Below are 21,091 nucleotides of genomic sequence, written 5' to 3' on the forward strand. Positions count from 1 at the left end.
GGCTTATTGGATCTCCACATTTTGTTGAGATACGACCTGTTGAGTCGCATCGACAACGTCTTGAACTGGAATATAGCTGTTTGCTAACCACGCCATACTTGAATTTGAAATATCAAGGAAGCTTTGTGGGTAGATACCAAGCCATAGTAGAGCAACGGCACAAATCAACAGAATAACAATCTCACGCGCATTTAAGTCTTTCAGCGGATTAGTATAATGTTGTTTTTGCTCTTCGTTTGGTGTACCAAACATTGCTTTGTGGATAAGGATTAAGCCATAAAGACCTGCCAGTACCAAGCTGATTGCTGCCAAAATGGTAAAGGTTGGGAATTTCTCGAATGAACCCATCAAAATCAGGAATTCACCAATGAAGTTACCTAAACCTGGAATACCCACAAGGGCTGCAACAAAGAACATCAAGAAAAATGGCAGGTATTGGAACTGACCACGAATACCGCCCATTTTACGCAAGTCACGGGTATGTAAACGCTCATACACCTGACCACACATAATGAACAATGCAGCAGATGAAATACCATGTGCCAGCATCATGATCATTAAGCCTTGGAACGTTAAGATATTACCTGCGTAAAGTGCAAGTAACACAAAGCCCATGTGCGAAATAGAGGTGTAAGCAAGCAGACGTTTCATATCGGTTTGCTGGAAAGCACACCAAGCGCCGTAGAACACACCAATTAAACCAAAAATGATCGCGATGTCTGCAAACTGTGCAGAAGCCGCCGGGAAGAATGGAATAACGAAACGAAGTAGACCGTATGCAGCTGTCTTAATCAAGATACCCGCCAAATCGACAGAACCTGCTGTCGGAGCTTGGGCGTGCGCATCTGGTAACCAGCCATGCAATGGGAATACTGGAAGTTTTACAGCGAAACCAATGAACATACAAAGCATCAAGGCATAAGCCACTGATGGTAACTGTGCATCAAGCGTATTCGCCACACCTAGCAAGTAGTTGTAATCAAATCCGATCATGCCTGTCATCATGTAACCATAAACCACAAGGCCTAGGATACCGATGAGCATGATCAAACCTGCTACCTGGGTATAGATGAAGAACTTGGTCGCTGCATAGACACGCGACTTGTTGTCCGCGCCTTTATGACCCCATAACGCAATCAGGAAGTAGATTGGTACAAGCATCATCTCCCAGAAGAAGAAGAACAGGAACAGGTCAATCGCGATGAATACACCGATAACCCCACCCAAAGACCATAAAAGGTTTAAGTGGAAGAAGCCAACGTTCTTTTGAATCTCACCCCATGAACAGCCAACTGCAAGTACACCCAGTAATGCAGTTAAGCCCACCATAAGAAGTGAAAGACCATCCACTGCGAGGTGAATGTTAATGCCGAGTGTTTGAATCCAAGGCAGCATGAATTCGGCAGACCAAGTCGGAACTTTAGCGCCTAATTCATAGTTGAAAGTACCTGATTGCCAAAGTGCAACGGTTAAGCCCAAAGTAATGAGCATACCGAACAAGGCAATATAACGTGGCATTCTGTCGTCGAACTTGTCGACGAGCCAACAAATAAAACCTGCAATGAACGGTACCAAAATCAGCGCGGGTAAAATCCAGTTGTTTGTGATTTCCATCTTATTTCCCCACTACCTGAATCACGATCAAGATCATCAGTAACACCACTACACCGAGTGACATACTTGATGCGTATTCACGTAATGAACCTGTTTGACGTGAGCTGGTGAAGCTATGGCCACCTTTAACAATCGCAGGAAGCACTAACCACAAACCATCAATTGGATCACGACCTAAAATTTTCGCAATCAGCAAATATGGTTTCACAAATACGATGTTATACAACGCATCAAAACCAAGTGCATTTCGACAAATATTGACCAGACCGGCACCAAATGAAGTTTCAGCAAAAGCTTTAACAGCCTTGTAAGCAAAGGCAAATAAGATCACGCCCACTACAAGACCGGCAAGGGCAATACCGACTGCAGTATATTCGGCACCGTGTACACCCGCTTCAAGTGCTTCAGGAATAATAAACGCCGGAATCTTCGCAGAGTTTAAAACTGCTTCTACTGGTGCTTTTAAGAAGTAAGCCAGACCGGTTGAAAGTACCGCCAAGATACCCAACGGAGCCCAATAAGTCGCACCCTTGATTTCGTGATACGGCGTATTTTCTTTACCAAAGAATACAACCCAGATTAAACGGAATGTATAAATAGACGTTAAGAATGCACCAGCAACACCCACCCAATACAGGCTGTTATAAACTGCAACACTTTGTCCCTGCGCCCAAACTGCACCAAGGATGGCATCTTTCGAGAAGAAACCAATAGTTAAGAATGGAATGGCTGCCAAGGCACCGCCACCAATGGCGAAGCAGGCAAACAGGAATTTATTGTGTTTGAACAAGCCACCCATTTTGAAGATGTTTTGTTCGTGATGGTAAGCCAGAATCACCGCACCAGATGACAAGAATAATAATGCCTTGAAGAATGCGTGTGAAAGCATATGGAATAAACCGGCTTGATACGCTTCAGCACCGACTGCCATAAACATATAACCGAGCTGACTCATGGTTGAGTAAGCCAAAATACGTTTAATATCGGTTTGAACCAATGCAGCAAAACCAGCCACAATCAATGTGACCGCACCCGTGATCGAGATGAACATCATCACTTCAGGGGTCATTTCAAACACAGAGAACATACGGCAGCACAGGTAAATACCTGCAGTTACCATTGTTGCAGCATGGATTAATGCAGAAACAGGTGTAGGACCTGCCATCGCATCGGCGAGCCATGTTTGTAATGGAATTTGAGCAGATTTACCGGCAGCACCCAAGAACAACATTAAAGATGTCCAGATCGCAAGTGAATGGTCACCCGCTAAAACTTGAGGTGCATTGGCAACGATTGTTCCAATATGCAAAGTACCAAATTGTTGATAGAGCAAGAACAATGCGATCAGCAAGAATACGTCACCAATACGGGTTACGGTAAATGCTTTAATTGCTGCATAACCATTTTCAGGTTTTTGGTAGTAGTAACCAATCAGCAAGTATGAACATAGACCTACGCCTTCCCACCCCAAGAACAATAACGCCAGGTTATCGCCCAATACGAGAAGCAACATGCTCGCTACGAACAGGTTGAAGTAAGAGAAGAAACGCGCGAAGTCTTCATCACCACGCATGTACCATGATGCAAAGATGTGGATTAAGAAACCGACACCCGTCACCATACCCATCATCAGTAATGACAGACCGTCTAGATGCAGACTCATGCCCGGCGCTAAACCACCGACGTTGAACCAGGTCCAAAGATGTTGAACCTGAGTAACCGAGCCATTCGCGACAAAGCCCATACCAGCGATCAAAGCAAATAAAGCAGACAGGCCAACTGACCCTACCCCAATAATTGCAGCTACATTTTCAGGAAGCTTGTTACGCCCTGCCGCTAAAAGGACAAAACCAATGAGCGGAAATAATACTGTTAAATATAAATAACTCATCCGCGCATCTCACTAGCAGCATCCACATCCAAATGATGGAAGCGATGATAGAACTGAAGGACGATCGCAAGACCAATACATGCCTCTGCAGCAGCAAGGGTTAAAATCAGGATGAACATGATCTGTCCATCTGGCTGTAACCATGCGCTACCCGCTAAAACAAACGCAAGTGCAGCTGCGTTCATCATCACTTCAAGGCTCATTAACATAAATAATAGGTTGCGTCGCACCATTACACCGTAGAAACCGAGTGCAAAAAGAATGGTTGCAACGATCAAACCATGTTCTAAAGGGATGTTGCCCATTATTCTTTTTCCTTTTCCGCACTTGGTTCACGTTTACCTAAATGGAATGCTGCAACCAGGGCTGCAAGCAATAACATCGCGGCAACTTCTACCAGTAGTAAGTAGTGAGTAAAGAGCGCTGCGCCGACAACTTTCGGTCCAATCACCTGTGTGCCCATCACAGGACCAGCAGTGGTGTAATCGGAGCCAAGCATCCAGACAAGCACAAGGCCCATCAGGAAACTCATCATTGCAGGATATGCCCATGCAGATGAAGTGAGCCACTTACGTTCCTGATCAACCGTATGTTGACCCAGATTCAGCATCATCACCACAAACACGAACAACACCATGATCGCGCCTGCATAAACAATAATTTCAAGCGCACCAGCAAATGGTGCACCCACAATCATGAATATTCCTGCCACAGCAAGCAATGACACGATCAAGCTCAGCAATGCATGTACAGGATTCGCGTTGGTCACAACACGAATCGTAGAGACAATGGCCACGAGTGCCATCAAATAAAATGGCCACATCATGGTAATAAGCTCCGTACGTCAACAGGCGCGCTTTCGCGTTGTGCTTGACCTTTATCTTTACCTGCTACAGCCATACCGGCTACGCGGTAGAAGTTATAGTCAGGATATTTACCCGGACCTGAAATGAGCAAGTTTTCTTTCTCATAAACCAAGTCTTGACGAACGTATTCGCCTAATTCGAAATCCGGTGTCATCTGAATTGCAGTCGTTGGACATGCTTCTTCACACATACCGCAGAAAATACAACGAGAGAAGTTGATACGGAAAAATTCCGGATACCAACGACCATCTTCTTTTTCTGCTTTTTGTAGTGAAATACAGCCCACCGGGCAAGCAACCGCACATAAGTTACATGCAACACAGCGCTCTTCGCCATCTGGGTCACGTGTCAATACAATACGACCACGGAAACGCGGCGGAACAATTTGTTCACCTGGTACTTCTGGATATAAAATGGTGTCACGTTTACGTGTCACGTGGCTAAATACCATCCACAATGAACGTACGATTGACCCGAATCCAGCTAGAATTTTATACATTTTGTACTCCCTGCTGTCCTAGGCCTGATTCATCAGAATCACAGCACCAGTCACCAACAAGTTGACCAACGCCAATGGCAAACAAATCTTCCAACCAAAGTTCATCACCTGGTCATAACGTGGACGCATTAACGAACCACGAGCCAAAACAAACATCATCACAAAGAATGCTGTTTTAATGATGAACCAGAAAACTGGTGGAATAAATGGAATTTCTAAGTTGAATGGCGCAAGCCAGCCACCGAAGAATAAAGTAACGATCAATGCCGAAATAAGAACCACGTTGACATATTCTGCAACGAAGAACATCCCCCATTTCATGCCGCCGTATTCGACGTGGTAACCTTCTGCCAATTCTTGTTCAGCTTCTGGTTGGTCAAATGGATGACGATGCGTTACTGCCACACCCGCAACAATAAAGATCAAGAAACCTAAGAATTGCGGAATAACGAACCACACATCACGTTGTGCTTCAACAATCTCACGCATGTTGAATGAACCCGCAATTGCGACTACACCCATCAATGAGATCCCCAAGAACACTTCATAAGAAATGGTTTGAGCTGCTGAACGAAGACCACCCAATAACGCATATTTGTTATTTGAAGCCCAACCACCGAACAGTACTGCATAGACTGCAATACCGGCCATTGCCATAAAGAACAATAGCCCGATACTCATGTCAGCAACACCTAGTGTTGGACTAACAGGAATTACCATGAACGAAAGTACCGCAGTTGCCATGGCAACTGCTGGTGCTAAACGGAAAGTAAGCTTGTCAGCAAACTTCGGTGTCCAGTCTTCCTTGAACATGATTTTCAGCATGTCGGCAACGATCTGGAACATCCCCCCAGGACCAACACGGTTTGGACCGTAACGGTCTTGCCATAATGCCAGTAAACGACGTTCGATGAATGACATCAACGCAGCGACAAGCACCACCACGAGCAAGATCACAATCGCTTGAACCACTGAATAAGCGATTGGCCAGTTCTCAGCCCAAAGCGGTGTTTGACGTATAATTTCTTGATTCATGAATTACACTCCTACCGCGACTGATACAGGCTCTGCAAGTGAAACTGTCGGTGCAAGACCAACTGGATAACCGATATAACCTGTAGGTAAGTATTCAATCACTTGAACTGGAAGGCTTATTGTTGCCTCGCCTGATTTCACCGTGATTTTTTGGCCGTCTTGAACATTTAAGCGTGCAGCATCTTGTTCACCTACCGCAAACATGGCAGCAGGAATACGTGATTCCATCGCCGGAGTTTTCACAGTGAACTCACCAGAACCGAAAATGTGGTGCATCGGTACTAAACGGAAACTTTCTGAATTCACCACAACTGGGGTTGGTGCAACGAAAGTACGTGCAGGACGTTTTTTCAGACGATCAAATAAACGAATGCCTGAATCACCACCTTTCAAGTGACCACCCACGTTGTCCTGGAATTTGTTCCAGGCCTGTGGAGAGTTCCAGCCTGCAGACCATGCAAATGGTACAAGCGAAGACGGGGTCTGATTCCCCACATAACCTTCCATAGAGAACGTTAATGCAGAATCGATATCAATCGGTTGTTTCGGTTCATGTACAGATAACGGCGCACGCATAGCAGTACGACCTGAATAACGGCGTGGTTCACGCGCAATTTTCAAGCCATGCACACGGAAGCCAGCATCTGGTGCCACATCTTGAATGGCTTCAAGTGCAGGGACATTCTTCACAACAGAATCAATGACGTCATCCAGCAATGTCCATGAAATTGCCTTACCTTGTAAGCCAGTTTCAAGGGCATGTAACCAACGCCATGATTCTTTAATCGCATACTCTGGTTTGTGGTAGCTTGGGTCATACACTTGGTAGAAACGTTGTGCACGGCCTTCTTGCGATACCACAGTACCATCACCTTCCGCGAAGCTTGCCGCTGAAAGTACAATCGATGCTTTCGCAACAGTTGCAGTTTCCGCATGATCAAGCACGATCACTTCATTTGCCTTGGCAAATGCCGCGTCCACTTGAGCGGTTGGCAAACGACGGTATAGGTCATTTTCAACCACGATAATGGCATCATAATCTTGAGCGAATGCTTGTTCCAAGCTTAAACCACCGAAGATTGCCAAGCCCATTGAGTTCACTTCAGGAACAGTCAAGCTAAGACCCGCATTTGAACCCAGGTTTTGCGCAACTTGTGCTGCCGCTTCCATGATTGCAGGGTCTTGTAAGCTTGTACCAGAGATGATCAATGGCTTTTTCGCAGCTTTTAATGTGTCAGCAATGGTTTGCGCAAATGCTTTCGCATCGTCATCTAAACCAGTGATATTTTCACCCGCAACTGCTGCAGCAACCGCAAAGCCTAAACGTGCGATGTCGTTCGGAGACGCAACTACTTCACCCGTCGCAACATCTGCTAAACGAGTTTGAGTTGCAGCAAGGATGTAAATGGGAGATTTCGCATCTTGACCAATACGTTGTACCGGTTCAGCCAGCCATTCTTGAGTACGACGTTCTGCAGCCATTTCTTTGGCTTTGTTTTTCGCAGCCTGGCGAACAGACAAAGCCATTCGTGGTGCAGTTTGAGTTAAGTCTTCACCCAAAATCAATACAGCATCATAACTTTCGATTTCACGCATCGTCGGGTTATAAACACCCTCGGTTTGCATGATCGATGCAGCCAGTTCAACCAGATTTTGTTCTTTTTGAGACATACCTGTTGAATAGTTCTCTTGACCGACCAATTCACGAAGCGCGAAGTTAGATTCAAGAGATGCACGTGGAGAACCAATACCCAAAACTTTTTTGTCTTGAATATTTGCAATCACGGTATCAAGCGCCTGATCTACAGAAACTGTAGTCACATTTCCACCTGAACGGAACTGTGGCTGACGCGGACGATCTTCACGGTTTACATAACCGGTACCGAAACGACCTTTATCGCAAAGGAAGTATTGGTTAACGTCACCATTAAAGCGGTTTTCTACGCGGCGGATTTCACCATAACGTTCACCCGGAGAGATGTTACAACCTGAAGAACAGCCGTGGCATACGCTTGGCGCATATTGCATGTCCCATTTACGGTTATAGCGTTCTGAGTGGGTTTTATCGGTAAATACACCCGTCGGACAAACTTCAGTCAAGTTACCCGAGAATTCAGATTCTAGCGTTCCTGATTCTGGACGACCGAAGTAAACTCGAGAAGCGCTCGCATACACACCAAAGTCCGTACCACCTGCATAGTCATTATAGTAACGAACACAACGGTAACATGCGATACAACGGTTCATTTCGTGTGAAATGAATGAGCCTAGCTCCTGGTTGTAATGGGTACGTTTGGTGAAACGGTAGCGACGACGGTCGTGCTGTGTCATCACCGTCATATCTTGTAAATGACAGTGACCACCCTCTTCACAAACTGGACAGTCGTGCGGGTGGTTGGTCATCAAGAATTCAACAATCGAAGCACGGAAATCCTTCGCTTCTTTGTCTTCAATCGAGATATAGGTATTGTCAGATGCAGGCGTCATACATGACATGACTAAACGACCACGCGTATCTTCTGGATTCGCGTATTGAGTCACGGCACATTGACGGCAAGAACCAACCGAACCTAAGGATGGATGCCAACAAAAGTATGGAATATCCAGACCCAAAGACAAACATGCTTGTAGCAAGTTTTCCGAGCCATTTACTTCGTAGTCTTTTCCATCGACATGAATTGTAGCCATAGTCGAATTCCTTAAACTTGTTCTGCGTTGCTAGCTTGAGCAGCAGGACGATTCGTCACTTTTGCTTCAAACTCGCTACGGAAATGTTTGAGTGCGCCCATAAGCGGTTCCATTGCACCCGGGGCGTGGGCACAGAAAGTTTTACCAATCCATAACTTACGCGTTAACTCTTGTAAGTGATCGATATCTTCCTGTTTACCTTCGCCATTCTCTAAAGCTTTAAGCGCTTTTACTGCCCAAGGTAGACCATCACGACATGGAGTACAGAAACCACATGATTCACGCGCAAAGAATTCTTCTAAGTTACGTGTCGCTGAAACCATACATTGGGTTTCATCAACCACCATTAACAAACAAGTTCCTAAACGTGAGCCTGCTTTCATGATGCTTTCAGCATCCATTGGCAGGTCAATGTGTTCAGCAGCCAAGAAGTCTGTAGAAGCACCACCAGGTAACCATGCTTTTAATTTAAGACCATCACGCATACCACCGGCATGATCTTCAATCACTTCACGCGCTGTCGTACCAAAAGGAAGCTCCCATAAACCCGGGAACTTCACCTTGCCTGATGCGCCATAAATTTTTGTGCCTGGATCTTTCGATTTACCCGCAGATAAACCGACATACCATTCAGGACCACGAAGAATGATGGCTGGCAAGTTATTAAAGGTCTCTACGTTATTGACAATGGTAGGACGACCCCAAGCCCCTGCAACTTGCGGGAATGGCGGTTTGGTACGCGGATTGGCACGGCGACCTTCAAGCGAGTTAATCAATGCAGTTTCTTCACCGCAGATATAACGACCCGCACCGGTATGCACATGTAAATCAAAGTTCCAGCCAGTACCGAGGATATTGTCCCCTAGGTAACCTTTGGCACGAACCTGTTCAAGCGCTTCGTTTAAATACTTCGCAGCTTCAATGTATTCACCACGGATGAAGATATAACCTTGAGTTGCTTCTAATGTATAAGCAGCAATCAGCATACCTTCAATCAATTGGTGTGGAAGATCTTCCATCAACAAACGGTCTTTGAAGGTACCCGGTTCCATTTCATCGGCATTACAGATCAGGTAACGTGGACCGCCATCATTTGGCGCCATCAATGACCATTTAATCCCTGCCGGGAAACCTGCACCACCACGACCTTTTACAGTTGCAGCTTTAACCACGTCAAGTACTTCAGCCGGTTTCATGGCAATGGCTTTTTTAAAGCCTGCATAACCTTCAAGCGCTTCGTAATCATCAGCATTACGGACATTGGCTTGTTTGCTTAAACGCCAAGTAAGTGGATGAGTTTCCGGGTTACCGTCACCGTAAATTGGTTTTGGTTCAGTATTCATAGATACTTCTCCAATAACTGTTTAACCGAAGTCACTTCAACCAATCCGTGAGTGTCTTCATCAATCATTAAGGTTGGGCCTTTGTCACAGTTACCTAAGCAGCAAATCGGCAGCAAGGTAAAACGACCATCAGCGGTAGTTTGACCAAACTGAATACCGAGTTCACGCTGGAACGCTTCAGCCAAAGTTTCTGCACCCATCAGGAAACAGGCAATCGAGTCACATAACAAAATTACGTGACGACCAACAGGTTGGCGATAGATACGGTTATAGAACGTTGCAACACCTTCTAAATCCGCAACACTCATAGAGAGCATTTGTGCAATCGCATTCATTTGCGCATCATCTACCCAGCCATTACGGCGTTGAACGCATTTCAATGCATCCAAACATGCAGCACGCGGGTACGGATAATGTTCAATGTGATGTTCGATATCGTGGATTTCTTCCGAAGTTAAAATCCCTTCAATATTCACACGTGGCTTTTTATCAGTCAAAATCATCATAATGCGTTTACCCCTTAGCGATCCACGTCAGCCATTACGACGTCAATTGTCGCTAAATAAATGATTAAGTCAGATACAAGACTGCCGTTAATCACGGAAGGCATTTGCTGTAAATGGGTGAAAGTTGGTGTACGAATACGGGTACGGTAACTCATGGTTGACTTGTCTGAAGTCAAGTAGTAGTTACTTGCACCTTTCACCACTTCTGCCATCACAGATGCTTCACCTGCAGGCATTACAGGCCCCCATGACACGCTCAAGAAGTGCGTAATCAAAGTTTCAATATCTTGTAATGTCTTGTCTTTTGGTGGTGGAACTGCCAGTGGATGGTCTGCTTTATAGGCACCGGACGGCATGTTATCTAAACATTGCTTCACGATTTTCAGTGATTCTTCAATTTCACGGAAATGCACCATAACACGCGCGTAAGCATCGCCTTCGTACTCTAAAGGCACCTCGAAGTCATAGTTTTCGTAGCCGCTATACGGACGATATTTACGAACGTCAAAGTCAATACCTGTTGCACGAAGACCGGTACCGGTTACACCCCAAGCCAATGCAGATTTTGCATCGTACTGCGCAACATTACGAGTACGACCAACAAACACCGAGTTTTTCAGTGCTGCTGTGTAATACTCGTTCATACGCTTCGGCATCCAGTCCAGGATTTCGCGAATCAGGTGCTGCCAGTTGTTGGGAAGGTCGTGCGCAGTACCGCCAATACGGAACCAAGCTGGATGCATACGGTAACCCGTGATCGCTTCGATGGCGTCATAGATTTTCTGACGATCGGCGAACATATAGAATACTGGCGTCATACCGCCGGCATCCTGAATTGCAGTACCGATATACAACAAGTGGTTATTGATACGGAATAACTCAGACATCATGACACGGATACATTGCGCACGGTCAGGAACAGTGATTCCTGCCATTTGTTCCACACCCATCACATAAGGCATGTTTTGCGCACAACCACCCAAGTAGTCAACACGGTCGGTATACGGAATGAATGAATGCCAGGTTTGACGTTCAGCCATCTTTTCCACACCACGGTGGTGATAACCGATATCAGGCACGCAGTCTTTCACTTCTTCGCCATCTAACTGCAAGATTACACGGAATGCACCATGCGCAGAGGGATGGTTCGGACCCAAGTTCAGGAACATGAAGTCTTCATCGGCATTACCGCGTTTTAGACCCCAGTCTTCAGGAACAAAGCGCAAGTGTTCTTGCTCAAAATCCTGTTTCGCCTGGTTCTGCATATACGGCGTATATTCAGTGGCACGTGCAGAATATTCTTTACGAAGTGGATGACCTTCCCAATAGGTTGGCAACAAAATACGACGGAGCATTGGATGCCCTTCGAAGTTAATGCCGAACATATCGTATGCTTCGCGTTCGTACCAGTTGGCATTTGGCCAAATGTTGGTTGCAGTGGGAAGATTTAAATCACTCTCATTCAACGCAACTTTGATACGAATATCACTGTTACGCTCAAGCGACAACAAGTGATAGAACACGGTAAAGTCTGATGCAGGCAAACCGTCGCGGTGGGTACGTAAACGCTCATCTACCGCCGACAAGTCGAACAACATCACGTATGGACGTGCGACTTTCCGCAAGAACATTAAAACGTCTTGTACACGTGCGCGCTCAACCCAGACCGTTGGAAAATCTTCAAAAGTCGCTTGCACGTAGAAGTTCTCACCAAATTTGGTTTTGAGCTCTTCTACAATTGCAAATGCTGGGCGTGAATCAACAGGCGTTGATTCTGGCATAGCAATGTCAGTTTCAGCCATTGGCTTGGCTTCCTATTTAATACAAATTCAAGTCAACTTTAACGACAATTACACCCAGACCGGGTGCATCAATATTTCATCGTTAAAATTATTTAATTTCATCCATAGAGCGTAAGTTTTTCACTGCAATACGTTCAGCATTCTTACGGTCACGTTCTGGCTGCATCTTTGGCTTATATACTGGCTGAAGATCATCACCAATCACCGCTGAAAGTGGACGGCGCTCTAATTGAATTTGGTCTTGTAACAGCATTAATGCTTGCAACAATGCTTCAGGGCGTGGTGGGCAGCCTGGGATGTACACATCGACAGGAATGATTTTATCTACACCCTGTACAACTGAATAGATGTCATACATACCGCCAGAGTTTGCACAAGCACCCATTGAAATCACCCATTTAGGCTCTAACATTTGCTCGTATAAACGCTGAATTACAGGTGCCATCTTCACGAAGCAAGTCCCTGCAACAATCATTAAATCCGCCTGACGCGGTGAAGCACGAATAACTTCGGCACCGAAACGTGACATGTCATGCACACCGGTTAAAGTGGTTGCATATTCTACATAACAGCACGACGTACCAAAGTTAAAAGGCCATACAGAGTTCTTACGGCCCCAGTTTACAGCTGTATGCATCACGTCCTCTAAACGAGTCATGAATACATTCTTATTCACTTCTTCTTCAAGCGGATCGGTTACGATCTGACGCTCCTGAAGTGGATATTGATCAGCATCCGGATTCGCACGGGTTAATGTATATTTCATCCCGAGTTACTCCTTAATAGATGATGTAGCCGGTGTTTTTGCTTTCACACGACCAGAAGATTGAGCTGGAATTTGACCTGTAGGGTCCATAACCAACTCTTCAATAGAGTTAAAGCGAGTAATGTCTGCAAGGTTCATATTTGCTGAACCGATTTTCGGTTGCATAGCTGCTGATTTGCGACGATCGGTTGGCGCCCAATTTAATGCGCCTACTTTCACTGCATAAATCAACGCAATCAATAAATCGACTACAAAAATCACCACAGTGGTAAAACCGAACCAACCTACCTCACGAACCGATGTAGCCCATGCGTAGAGATAAAGTGCTTCTAAGTCAAATACTACAAAGAAAATCGCAACCAAGTAGAATTTAGCAGACAAGCGGATGCGTGCTCCACCCGCACCTACCACACCTGACTCAAATTGCTCTTGCTTCGCACGGCCCCATGACTTACCCCCAAGGAGTAAAGGAACTGTGAGCATAAAGACGCAAAGAAATGTAACGCCGATCACGAAGGCAATAATTGCCCAATCGTATGGAGTAATGGCACTCATGCGGGGATAACTCCTGGCAGGCCTAATTTATTAACAAAGAATGTATGTATTGGCCTTCTAATACACCAAACACAAAATTAATCCCGCCAATTGTACCTGATTTATGATTTCACTTGCTAGCTTATAAGCCTTAGTCTTTTGGATGATATTTTAGTCAGTTTGCTGTTTTTTCAAAGCTTAAGCCCTATTGTTTGTCTAGCAATCGCTTTATTAAATCAAAAAAAGAAAATTGATTATTTTTTTCAAATTTATGTAATTCAGGCTTATATTTCCCATAAAAAACCCAAATCTTGATGCCATCTATTTATTCAAGCATATTTCATTCGGCATAAAACGATCAAACTTTGGCAAAAATTTTCCAGCCCCCGCTCACCTCCAAATCATTACTGTTTTATCTCTTCCATGAAGATCAGTACGGTCAACAGGCTTATGAAGAATATGGGAAGGCTTTTTAGGGGAGTACTAAAGGCCTAACCTCTATATAAGACAACAAACATGACTTTGCAGTCCGTATTTGTGTGTTTTTTTGCAACTCTAATGCTTCTCATGATGACCTCATTTGCTATTTATGCTATTCCTATTTACATTCGTAGACACAAAGAATAAGGAGCAAACACATGGGTTTAGAATACAAACACGAATCAGAGTATTTTTTCTTTGCACAACTTTTAGTGCGTCATGTGGAAGGGTATGTTCAAAAACATCCGGATGCTCAGAATGCAATTTTTGACCTTCGCGATATTTATGAACTTTTCCGCCAAGACTTTGCCTCTGCCACTACAAATCTGGATGCTATTTTAAATCTTGCAGATCAATATAAAGTTGAAACATTAAATGGCGATCAAAAGCTGATTAGCCATTATGCGATCGACCCTAAGAATAATTCCTTATTACTCGACTTCAATGCGGATGCGCTAGAAAGCCTGAAACAAGGAAAACAGATTATTGAACCCGATGCTACTCTTCACGAGTAATGAGTAAGCAATAAAAAAGCACCAAATCTGGTGCTTTTTTTTAATTCATTACTAAGACTCTATGCCGTCTTTGGTCATGCCTAATTTCTTGGCTGATTTATTAAACCTTTGTGCAGGCCAGGTCATGGTAAAACGCGCACCACCCAAAACCGGGCTTTTATCCACATGAATATTACCGCCAAACCAGTAAGCAATACGGCTTACAATAGACAAACCTAAACCATAACCACCAGAAGCACGGGTTCGGCTGTCATCGAGACGTGCAAAAGCTTCAAAGATCCGCTTCCGCTCTTCCTCGGGAATACCTGCGCCATCATCTTCAACTTGCACATAAGCCAGACCCTCCTCGTTAATGCCACCACTCACAATTATCTTGTCATCACAGTAGCGAATCGCATTGCCAACTAGGTTTTGTACTACACGGTGCAAGTAACGGCGCTCTGCATCCACCACAACGCCAGGTTGCGCTACACGTAACTCAATTTCTTTTTGTGTTTTTAGCGCTTCAGTTTCAACCACCACTTGATCCAAGACTTCAAATAAGGTGATTTTTTCAAAATCTAACGAAGGTGTGCCCTGTTCAAGTTTTGCATAGGTCATGATTTCGTCAATCAAGGTGTTTAGCGCTTCAATATCCTTATCAATCTGTTCAACCTGCTGCAAACGGTATTCATAATCATCTTCTTCTGCCAGCATTTCCATACCAAAACGGATACGTGCTACAGGCGTACGTAATTCATGCGAAACCGCGCGCATCAATTCACGCTGTGCTTCAATCAAACGCTGAATATGATCTGACATACTATTGTAATTCGTCGCCAGACTTGCCATTTCATCGGTACCATCGATCGGTAAACGCAAGGTCATATCACCCGACTTCATTCGATGCAAGGCATAATTGACTTCACGCAAACGACGTTGCATCGGCACAAGCAGACCATATACCCCTAAACTCAACACAAATAAGCTAAGCAAGGTAATCCCAGCTGCAAGCTGAAAAGGCATCCAGTTAAATAACGGTACCGGACCCAGTACCAGCACCTCAGAAGGTGAACTTGGCATAGGGGAAACAATTGAAATTGTGGTTCCACGCACCGAGGCATTATCACGATATAAAATAATACTGTGATCTAATCGAAGTCGACCTATCTGTTCGGAATCAAGTGGCAGGTTTTGAACTTTTTCAATTTGAATGGGATAGGAAAAATTCGATTGAATTTTTGCCAAATATTCTTTTTCTTGTCCTGGGTAATACACCAGATAATCCAGAATAAAAATGGGCAACGCTTTCATTTGGCGTTCACCAATTTTGTCTACTTTTATATAAAGCAAATGTTTTGGATCATCTTTCAAGCCAATAATCACGTAAGCAATCGAGTTCTGTGCATCATAACGAACCGCAGCTTTGCGATCACTAATTCGCTTTTGCTCGGCACGCGATAAATCAACTTTATTTGAATCTACATAATAAATGGGCAACTCAAGTAAATCTGAAGCATCAGAAACCCAGTCTTTTTTCTGTTGCTCATTCGGCTGTCGCGCGATGCCTTCACTAATAATATAAGACACCCCATCGGTTAAAGACTCACGATATTCCTGCGCGCGCTGATAATTAATAATCTGAACCAGCAGGTAGCCAAATACCGCCACCAAAGCGACTAAAATCACTAACCCCGCATAAATACGCAAGAATATACTGTGTTTAAACAAGAGGATGTCCTATAAAAATTAGGTACAACTATTAAAGACCGTTGGTTTCTTTAACGAACAAATAGCCTTTACTACGTACTGTTTTAATACGTTTCGGATTTTCAGGATCATCACCAATTTTTGGACGGATACGCGAAATACGCACATCGATTGAACGGTCTTGACCATCATATTCAATACCGCGCAGACGCTCAAAAATATCTTCACGAGATAGAATGCGACCGGCATTTGAAGCCAATAACCACAACAAGTCATATTCAGCACTGGTGAAATCAACCAACTCACCATTCAAAGTCACCGAACGACCACCGTTATCAATCACAAGGTCATCGAATTCGATACGTTGTGCAACTTCATCTTCCGGTACTTTATCAGTACGACGTAGTAATGCACGGATACGCGCCAAGAGAACACGTGGCTGAACAGGTTTAGCGACATAATCGTCCGCCCCCATTTCCAGACCCAAAACTTGGTCCATATCTTCAGTACGTGCAGTCAACATCAGAATCGGTTGATGATAATGTGGACGAACTTCACGACAAATGGTTAAACCATCTGCACCTGGCAACATCACATCCAGTACTACCAGATCTGGTTGTTCAGCAATAATACGGCGGATTGCGCGATTACCGTCAGGCTCTACCCCAACTTCTAATCCATTACGAATCAGGTATTCTTGAGTCAAACGTGCAAGACGCTCATCGTCTTCAACAATTAAAATTTTAGGTAACTTTTCTTCTTGGCTCATAAAATGCCCCTGTTATATGGATTAAGGTATCCTTAAAAATCCGGTGGATACGCTTTAATATATTCAGCAATATACACACGTTTACATTGTAAACAAGATGGCATTCACCAAACTGATACATCAAAGTAGTTTTTTGTTATATTTTTATTAACTATTGAATTAATTGATATTTTCCCATTTAATGCGGCTTGGAGCTATTTTTTTGACACATTATGTTACAAAATGAGGATTTTATATACATTTTGCCATTTTGTTCAGAATATGAGTAATTAATCGCACTCTTTTAACTTATCCACAAGGTTATCTATAAGCACTTAATTCGAGCTTTGGTATGCTAGACCCCTGTCTAATCAGGCTTATACAAGAAGCATAAAAATAGAGATTTTTTTGCAATGAGATATTGCGAAGAAATAGAAAAATTTTTACTAAAATGTCAATATTGATCTAAGCTCATTTTTCCCGTATCTTGTGTTCAATTCGATTTTAAACCACTAGTTCTTGTGTTTATTCCTCAAACACTGAGATGAGATTTCGTCCAGTTCAAATGGTCCACACACATAACAATAGATGACAATGGAGCTATGCCAACATGAGCGTAATCACTTCAATTCCTGGTCAACTTCAGGTGATTAAACGCACCGGTGATGTTGCTACTTTTGATGCAGAGAAAATCTCTGTCGCGATAGGTAAAGCTTTCTTGGCTGTAGAAGGTCAACAAAGCGCTGATTCAAGCCGTATTCATGATCGTATAGAACAACTTACCGAAATGGTGATGAATACTTTTAACCGTCGTTTACCATCAGGTGGCACGATTCACATTGAAGAAATTCAAGACCAAGTTGAACTTGCGCTTATGCGTACAGGTGAACAAAAAGTTGCGCGTGCGTATGTCATCTACCGCGAACAACGCTCTGATGCACGTAAACAAACTGGCGCACACCATCATCCTACTTTGCAAATTACCGCTGCAAATGGTCAGCTTCAACCGCTTGATTTAGGTGCACTAAAAGCACATGTAGAAAAAGCTGCTGAAGGCCTGGAAGGAATTGACGTTCAGGCGATCGTTGATGAAACCATCAAGAACTTGTATAACGGCGTAAAAGAGTCTGACATCTCAACTACTATGATGATGGCGACCCGTACCCGTATTGAACAAGAACCGAATTATACTTATGTAACTGCACGTTTACTTCGTGACAATCTGGTTGCTACAGGTTTAGAGTTCTTGGGTCTTTCTACAGACACCAACGAAGGTGATGCTTTAGAAACCTTCTTGAAGAAAGGGATCGAGCTTGATCTTCTCTCTCCAGAACTGCTTAACTTTGACCTTGCTAAATTGGCCGCTGCGATTCAACCAGAACGCTCAAACCAGTTCACATACTTAGGTCTACAAACTTTATTTGACCGTTACTTCATCCATTCAAATGGCATCCGTTTTGAATTGCCGCAATTGTTCTTCATGCGCGTTTCGATGGGTCTGTCACTTAATGAAGAAAACCGTGAAGATCGTGCCATCGAGTTCTATAACTTGTTGTCTAGCTTCGACTATATGGCTTCAACACCTACCCTATTTAACTCGGGTACTTTACGTCCCCAGTTGTCTAGCTGTTACTTAACCACCATTGGTGATGACCTGTACAACATTTATGGCGCAATGCGTGATAACGCAATGTTGTCTAAATGGGCGGGCGGTTTAGGCAATGACTGGACGCCAGTTCGTGCCTTGAACTCATACATCAAAGGAACCAACGGTAAATCACAAGGTGTTGTTCCATTCCTTAAAGTTGCCAACGATACTGCTGTTGCGGTAAACCAAGGTGGTAAGCGTAAAGGTGCAGTGTGTGCATACCTTGAAACTTGGCACTTGGATATCGAAGAATTTCTGGAACTGCGTAAAAATACCGGTGATGACCGTCGCCGTACCCACGACATGAATACTGCAAACTGGGTTCCAGACTTGTTCATGCAACGTGTATTTGAAGATGGTGAATGGACCCTGTTCACGCCTTCTGAAACACCTGACCTTCATGATTTAATAGGTGCAGAATTCGCTGAGCGTTATGCTTACTATGAAGGCATTGCCAAAGAAACAAACATGTTGCACAAAGTTATTCGTGCAAAAGATTTGTGGCGCAAAATGCTGTCTATGCTGTTTGAAACTGGTCACCCGTGGATTACATTTAAAGACGTATGTAACTTGCGTTCACCACAACAACACGTGGGCGTAGTGCATTCATCTAACTTGTGTACAGAAATTACGTTAAACACCAATGAAGATGAAATCGCAGTATGTAACTTGGGTTCAATCAACCTTGTACAACATGTTCAAGGTGGTGTGTTAGATCGTGAAAAACTGGCGCGTACAGTAAAAACTGCTGTCCGTATGCTTGATAACGTGATTGACATCAACTACTACGCAGTACCACAAGCACGTACTTCAAACATGAAGCATCGTCCAGTTGGTATGGGCATTATGGGCTTCCAGGATGCATTGTATGAAATGAACCTAGCCTATGGTTCTGATGCTGCAGTTGATTTTGCCGATGAATCGATGGAAGTGATCAGCTACTACGCTATTTCAACTTCAAGCGATTTGGCTGTTGAACGCGGTACGTATGAGACATTTAAAGGATCACTTTGGGATCAAGGTATCTTGCCAATCGACTCTTTAGATCTCGTTGCGAAATCACGTCCAGAACGCATGTTCGAAGTGGATCGTACTACTCGTCTGGATTGGGATACTTTACGCAGCAAAGTTCAAAAAGACGGCATGCGTAACTCGAACGTGATGGCGATTGCTCCAACTGCAACCATTTCAAACATTTGTGGTGTTTCTCAGTCTATCGAACCGACTTTCCAAAACCTGTATGTGAAATCTAACCTTTCTGGTGAATTCACAGTGATCAACCCGTACCTGGTACGTGCGTTAAAAGATCGCGGTCTTTGGGATTCAGTGATGGTGAACGACCTTAAACATTTTGAAGGTTCTGTTCAGAAGATTTCGCGTATTCCTGAAGAGCTTAAAGCCATCTTCGCGACTGCGTTTGAAGTTGAACCACGCTGGATTGTAGATGCTGCATCACGCCGTCAAAAATGGATTGATCAGGCACAGTCTCTTAACCTTTACATCTCTGGTGCAAATGGTAAGAAACTGGACATGACCTACAAAATGGCTTGGTTACGTGGTCTTAAAACCACGTATTACCTTCGTGCATTGGGTGCGACTTCTACAGAAAAATCGACCATTAACACCGGTGCATTGAACGCAGTAAAATCAAACATGGGGCCTGCTGTTGTCACTAGCGCACCTGTGGTTGAAGAAGTGAAAAAACCTGAAGCAGTAGCGGAAGATGATTTTGCTCAAGCAGCGCCAGTGCCATTGGCTTGTTCAATTGACAACCCTGATTGTGAAGCTTGTCAGTAAGTTTCCATGACCTCCCCTAACCCCTCCTAAAAGGAGGGGGATTCCTCGAAGCAAATGGCGGGATGCAAGTCCCCCTTTGCAAAATGGGGATTTAGGGGATTCCAAAATTTAGGCAATAAAAAAGCCCTATAGCGTCCGTCAAAACTAACTAAAGGGCTTTTCAATCTCGAAGTGATACCAAAATGGTCACGACGAGGCTGGCATTAGCAAATGCGAGATGAATTGTAGCACTGAATTCTTTCTCGAGCCAGTATGAGTCATTTTGATTTGATATGGAGATAACTCTATGGCTACTAAAAAAGTTTCCCGTGATGCTGGTACTGGTCGCTTTGTTACTGAAAAGTATGCACAAAAGCATCCTAAAACGACAGTGACTGAAACCGTTAAACCTACAAAATCATCTAAAAAATGATTTTGTGAATGTGAATCTTAGTCTCGGCTAGGATTTACATTTTAAATAATTATAGGAAAACACCATGCTCCATATGACTCACAACTACATGTTAGGACTTGTTGCACTGGTCGTTTCCTTTGTTCTGACTTTTTATGTCCCGATTGGCTATTTCTGGCTCAAGGCACATAAAGCGAGCAAGCAAAATAAGTAGTGTGGGTATCTGCTCTATCGAACAAGTTTAGTGCTTTCATCGGCAAAACTTAATTTTGCTTACAC

At 43.9% G+C, this 21,091-nt stretch carries 18 protein-coding genes; 4 read left to right on the forward strand and 14 right to left on the reverse strand.

What is annotated here, in order from left to right; all coding sequences use genetic code 11:
- Positions 1-3: 3 nt before the first annotated feature.
- The 12 genes from nuoM to ndhC form a co-directional block, all read right to left on the reverse strand.
- Positions 4-1,608: an NADH-quinone oxidoreductase subunit M gene (gene nuoM, locus E0H89_RS02200; RefSeq protein ID WP_171459117.1), complete on the reverse strand. Its 1,605-nt coding sequence runs from the start codon at positions 1,606-1,608 to the stop codon at positions 4-6.
- 7 nt (positions 1,609-1,615) lie between these two features.
- Positions 1,616-3,505 (reverse strand): NADH-quinone oxidoreductase subunit L, encoded by a 1,890-nt coding sequence (gene nuoL / locus E0H89_RS02205; RefSeq protein WP_131214219.1) that lies wholly within the window; start codon positions 3,503-3,505, stop codon positions 1,616-1,618.
- On the reverse strand, positions 3,502-3,810 hold the full coding sequence (gene nuoK, locus E0H89_RS02210; RefSeq protein ID WP_067726428.1) for an NADH-quinone oxidoreductase subunit NuoK: 309 nt from the start codon (positions 3,808-3,810) through the stop codon (positions 3,502-3,504). The genes nuoL and nuoK overlap by 4 nt, the downstream gene beginning before the upstream one ends.
- Positions 3,810-4,328, reverse strand: a complete 519-nt coding sequence (gene nuoJ, locus E0H89_RS02215) for an NADH-quinone oxidoreductase subunit J (RefSeq protein WP_171459118.1) — start codon at positions 4,326-4,328, stop codon at positions 3,810-3,812. The genes nuoK and nuoJ overlap by 1 nt, the downstream gene beginning before the upstream one ends.
- On the reverse strand, positions 4,328-4,870 hold the full coding sequence (gene nuoI / locus E0H89_RS02220; protein ID WP_067870251.1) for an NADH-quinone oxidoreductase subunit NuoI: 543 nt from the start codon (positions 4,868-4,870) through the stop codon (positions 4,328-4,330). Before nuoI ends, nuoJ begins: the two co-directional genes overlap by 1 nt.
- Positions 4,871-4,888: 18 nt before the next feature.
- Entirely contained in the window at positions 4,889-5,905 is a 1,017-nt protein-coding gene (nuoH, locus tag E0H89_RS02225; protein WP_131214221.1) for an NADH-quinone oxidoreductase subunit NuoH, read from the reverse strand.
- 3 nt (positions 5,906-5,908) lie between these two features.
- Complete coding sequence (gene nuoG, locus E0H89_RS02230) at positions 5,909-8,593, reverse strand: NADH-quinone oxidoreductase subunit NuoG (RefSeq protein ID WP_131214222.1); 2,685 nt, start codon at positions 8,591-8,593, stop codon at positions 5,909-5,911.
- An 11-nt stretch (positions 8,594-8,604) separates the two neighbouring features.
- Complete coding sequence (nuoF, locus tag E0H89_RS02235) at positions 8,605-9,936, reverse strand: NADH-quinone oxidoreductase subunit NuoF (RefSeq protein WP_131214223.1); 1,332 nt, start codon at positions 9,934-9,936, stop codon at positions 8,605-8,607.
- Positions 9,933-10,442, reverse strand: a complete 510-nt coding sequence (gene nuoE, locus E0H89_RS02240; protein ID WP_131214224.1) for an NADH-quinone oxidoreductase subunit NuoE — start codon at positions 10,440-10,442, stop codon at positions 9,933-9,935. The genes nuoF and nuoE overlap by 4 nt, the downstream gene beginning before the upstream one ends.
- Before the next feature lie 14 nt (positions 10,443-10,456).
- Positions 10,457-12,244, reverse strand: coding sequence for an NADH-quinone oxidoreductase subunit C/D (gene nuoC / locus E0H89_RS02245; protein WP_131214225.1), 1,788 nt, complete (start codon positions 12,242-12,244; stop codon positions 10,457-10,459).
- Positions 12,245-12,332: 88 nt separating this feature from the next.
- Positions 12,333-13,010: a NuoB/complex I 20 kDa subunit family protein gene (locus tag E0H89_RS02250; RefSeq protein WP_086199188.1), complete on the reverse strand. Its 678-nt coding sequence runs from the start codon at positions 13,008-13,010 to the stop codon at positions 12,333-12,335.
- Between the two features lie 6 nt (positions 13,011-13,016).
- Positions 13,017-13,565, reverse strand: coding sequence for an NADH-quinone oxidoreductase subunit A (gene ndhC, locus E0H89_RS02255; RefSeq protein WP_131214226.1), 549 nt, complete (start codon positions 13,563-13,565; stop codon positions 13,017-13,019).
- Positions 13,566-14,182: 617 nt separating this feature from the next.
- On the opposite strand from ndhC, the gene E0H89_RS02260 reads away from it, so the two are divergent.
- Positions 14,183-14,539: a hypothetical protein gene (locus E0H89_RS02260; protein ID WP_131214227.1), complete on the forward strand. Its 357-nt coding sequence runs from the start codon at positions 14,183-14,185 to the stop codon at positions 14,537-14,539.
- A gap of 51 nt (positions 14,540-14,590) precedes the next feature.
- Here E0H89_RS02260 and bfmS read toward each other — a convergent pair whose 3' ends face one another.
- Positions 14,591-16,249: a sensor histidine kinase BfmS gene (bfmS, locus tag E0H89_RS02265; protein ID WP_131214228.1), complete on the reverse strand. Its 1,659-nt coding sequence runs from the start codon at positions 16,247-16,249 to the stop codon at positions 14,591-14,593.
- A gap of 31 nt (positions 16,250-16,280) precedes the next feature.
- Positions 16,281-16,997, reverse strand: coding sequence for a response regulator transcription factor BfmR (gene bfmR, locus E0H89_RS02270; RefSeq protein ID WP_067870229.1), 717 nt, complete (start codon positions 16,995-16,997; stop codon positions 16,281-16,283).
- Between the two features lie 589 nt (positions 16,998-17,586).
- Between bfmR and E0H89_RS02275 the strand changes: the two genes are divergently transcribed.
- The 3 genes from E0H89_RS02275 (at position 17,587) to E0H89_RS16825 (ending at position 21,026) form a co-directional block, all read left to right on the forward strand.
- Complete coding sequence (locus tag E0H89_RS02275; protein WP_131214229.1) at positions 17,587-20,421, forward strand: ribonucleoside-diphosphate reductase subunit alpha; 2,835 nt, start codon at positions 17,587-17,589, stop codon at positions 20,419-20,421.
- Positions 20,422-20,707: 286 nt separating this feature from the next.
- Positions 20,708-20,833 (forward strand): hypothetical protein, encoded by a 126-nt coding sequence (locus E0H89_RS16820; RefSeq protein ID WP_284702734.1) that lies wholly within the window; start codon positions 20,708-20,710, stop codon positions 20,831-20,833.
- A gap of 64 nt (positions 20,834-20,897) precedes the next feature.
- On the forward strand, positions 20,898-21,026 hold the full coding sequence (locus E0H89_RS16825) for a hypothetical protein (protein ID WP_284702735.1): 129 nt from the start codon (positions 20,898-20,900) through the stop codon (positions 21,024-21,026).
- Positions 21,027-21,091 lie beyond the last annotated feature (65 nt).

This window comes from Acinetobacter sp. ANC 3781 (genome assembly GCF_004331285.1).
Lineage (GTDB): Bacteria > Pseudomonadota > Gammaproteobacteria > Pseudomonadales > Moraxellaceae > Acinetobacter.

Excerpts from the sequence above, each read along its gene's own strand:
- nuoJ (WP_171459118.1), bottom strand. The coding sequence starts at position 4,328 with ATGTGGCCATTTTATTTGATGGCACTCGTGGCCATTGTCTCTACGATT.
- ndhC (WP_131214226.1), bottom strand. The coding sequence starts at position 13,565 with ATGAGTGCCATTACTCCATACGATTGGGCAATTATTGCCTTCGTGATC.
- E0H89_RS16820 (WP_284702734.1), top strand. The coding sequence starts at position 20,708 with ATGGCTACTAAAAAAGTTTCCCGTGATGCTGGTACTGGTCGCTTTGTT.
- nuoH (WP_131214221.1), bottom strand. The coding sequence starts at position 5,905 with ATGAATCAAGAAATTATACGTCAAACACCGCTTTGGGCTGAGAACTGG.
- nuoK (WP_067726428.1), bottom strand. The coding sequence starts at position 3,810 with ATGGGCAACATCCCTTTAGAACATGGTTTGATCGTTGCAACCATTCTT.
- nuoI (WP_067870251.1), bottom strand. The coding sequence starts at position 4,870 with ATGTATAAAATTCTAGCTGGATTCGGGTCAATCGTACGTTCATTGTGG.
- nuoL (WP_131214219.1), bottom strand. The coding sequence starts at position 3,505 with ATGAGTTATTTATATTTAACAGTATTATTTCCGCTCATTGGTTTTGTC.
- E0H89_RS02260 (WP_131214227.1), top strand. The coding sequence starts at position 14,183 with ATGGGTTTAGAATACAAACACGAATCAGAGTATTTTTTCTTTGCACAA.
- bfmR (WP_067870229.1), bottom strand. The coding sequence starts at position 16,997 with ATGAGCCAAGAAGAAAAGTTACCTAAAATTTTAATTGTTGAAGACGAT.
- nuoE (WP_131214224.1), bottom strand. The coding sequence starts at position 10,442 with ATGATGATTTTGACTGATAAAAAGCCACGTGTGAATATTGAAGGGATT.
- nuoG (WP_131214222.1), bottom strand. The coding sequence starts at position 8,593 with ATGGCTACAATTCATGTCGATGGAAAAGACTACGAAGTAAATGGCTCG.
- nuoF (WP_131214223.1), bottom strand. The coding sequence starts at position 9,936 with ATGAATACTGAACCAAAACCAATTTACGGTGACGGTAACCCGGAAACT.
- E0H89_RS02275 (WP_131214229.1), top strand. The coding sequence starts at position 17,587 with ATGAGCGTAATCACTTCAATTCCTGGTCAACTTCAGGTGATTAAACGC.
- nuoC (WP_131214225.1), bottom strand. The coding sequence starts at position 12,244 with ATGGCTGAAACTGACATTGCTATGCCAGAATCAACGCCTGTTGATTCA.
- E0H89_RS02250 (WP_086199188.1), bottom strand. The coding sequence starts at position 13,010 with ATGAAATATACATTAACCCGTGCGAATCCGGATGCTGATCAATATCCA.
- E0H89_RS16825 (WP_284702735.1), top strand. The coding sequence starts at position 20,898 with ATGCTCCATATGACTCACAACTACATGTTAGGACTTGTTGCACTGGTC.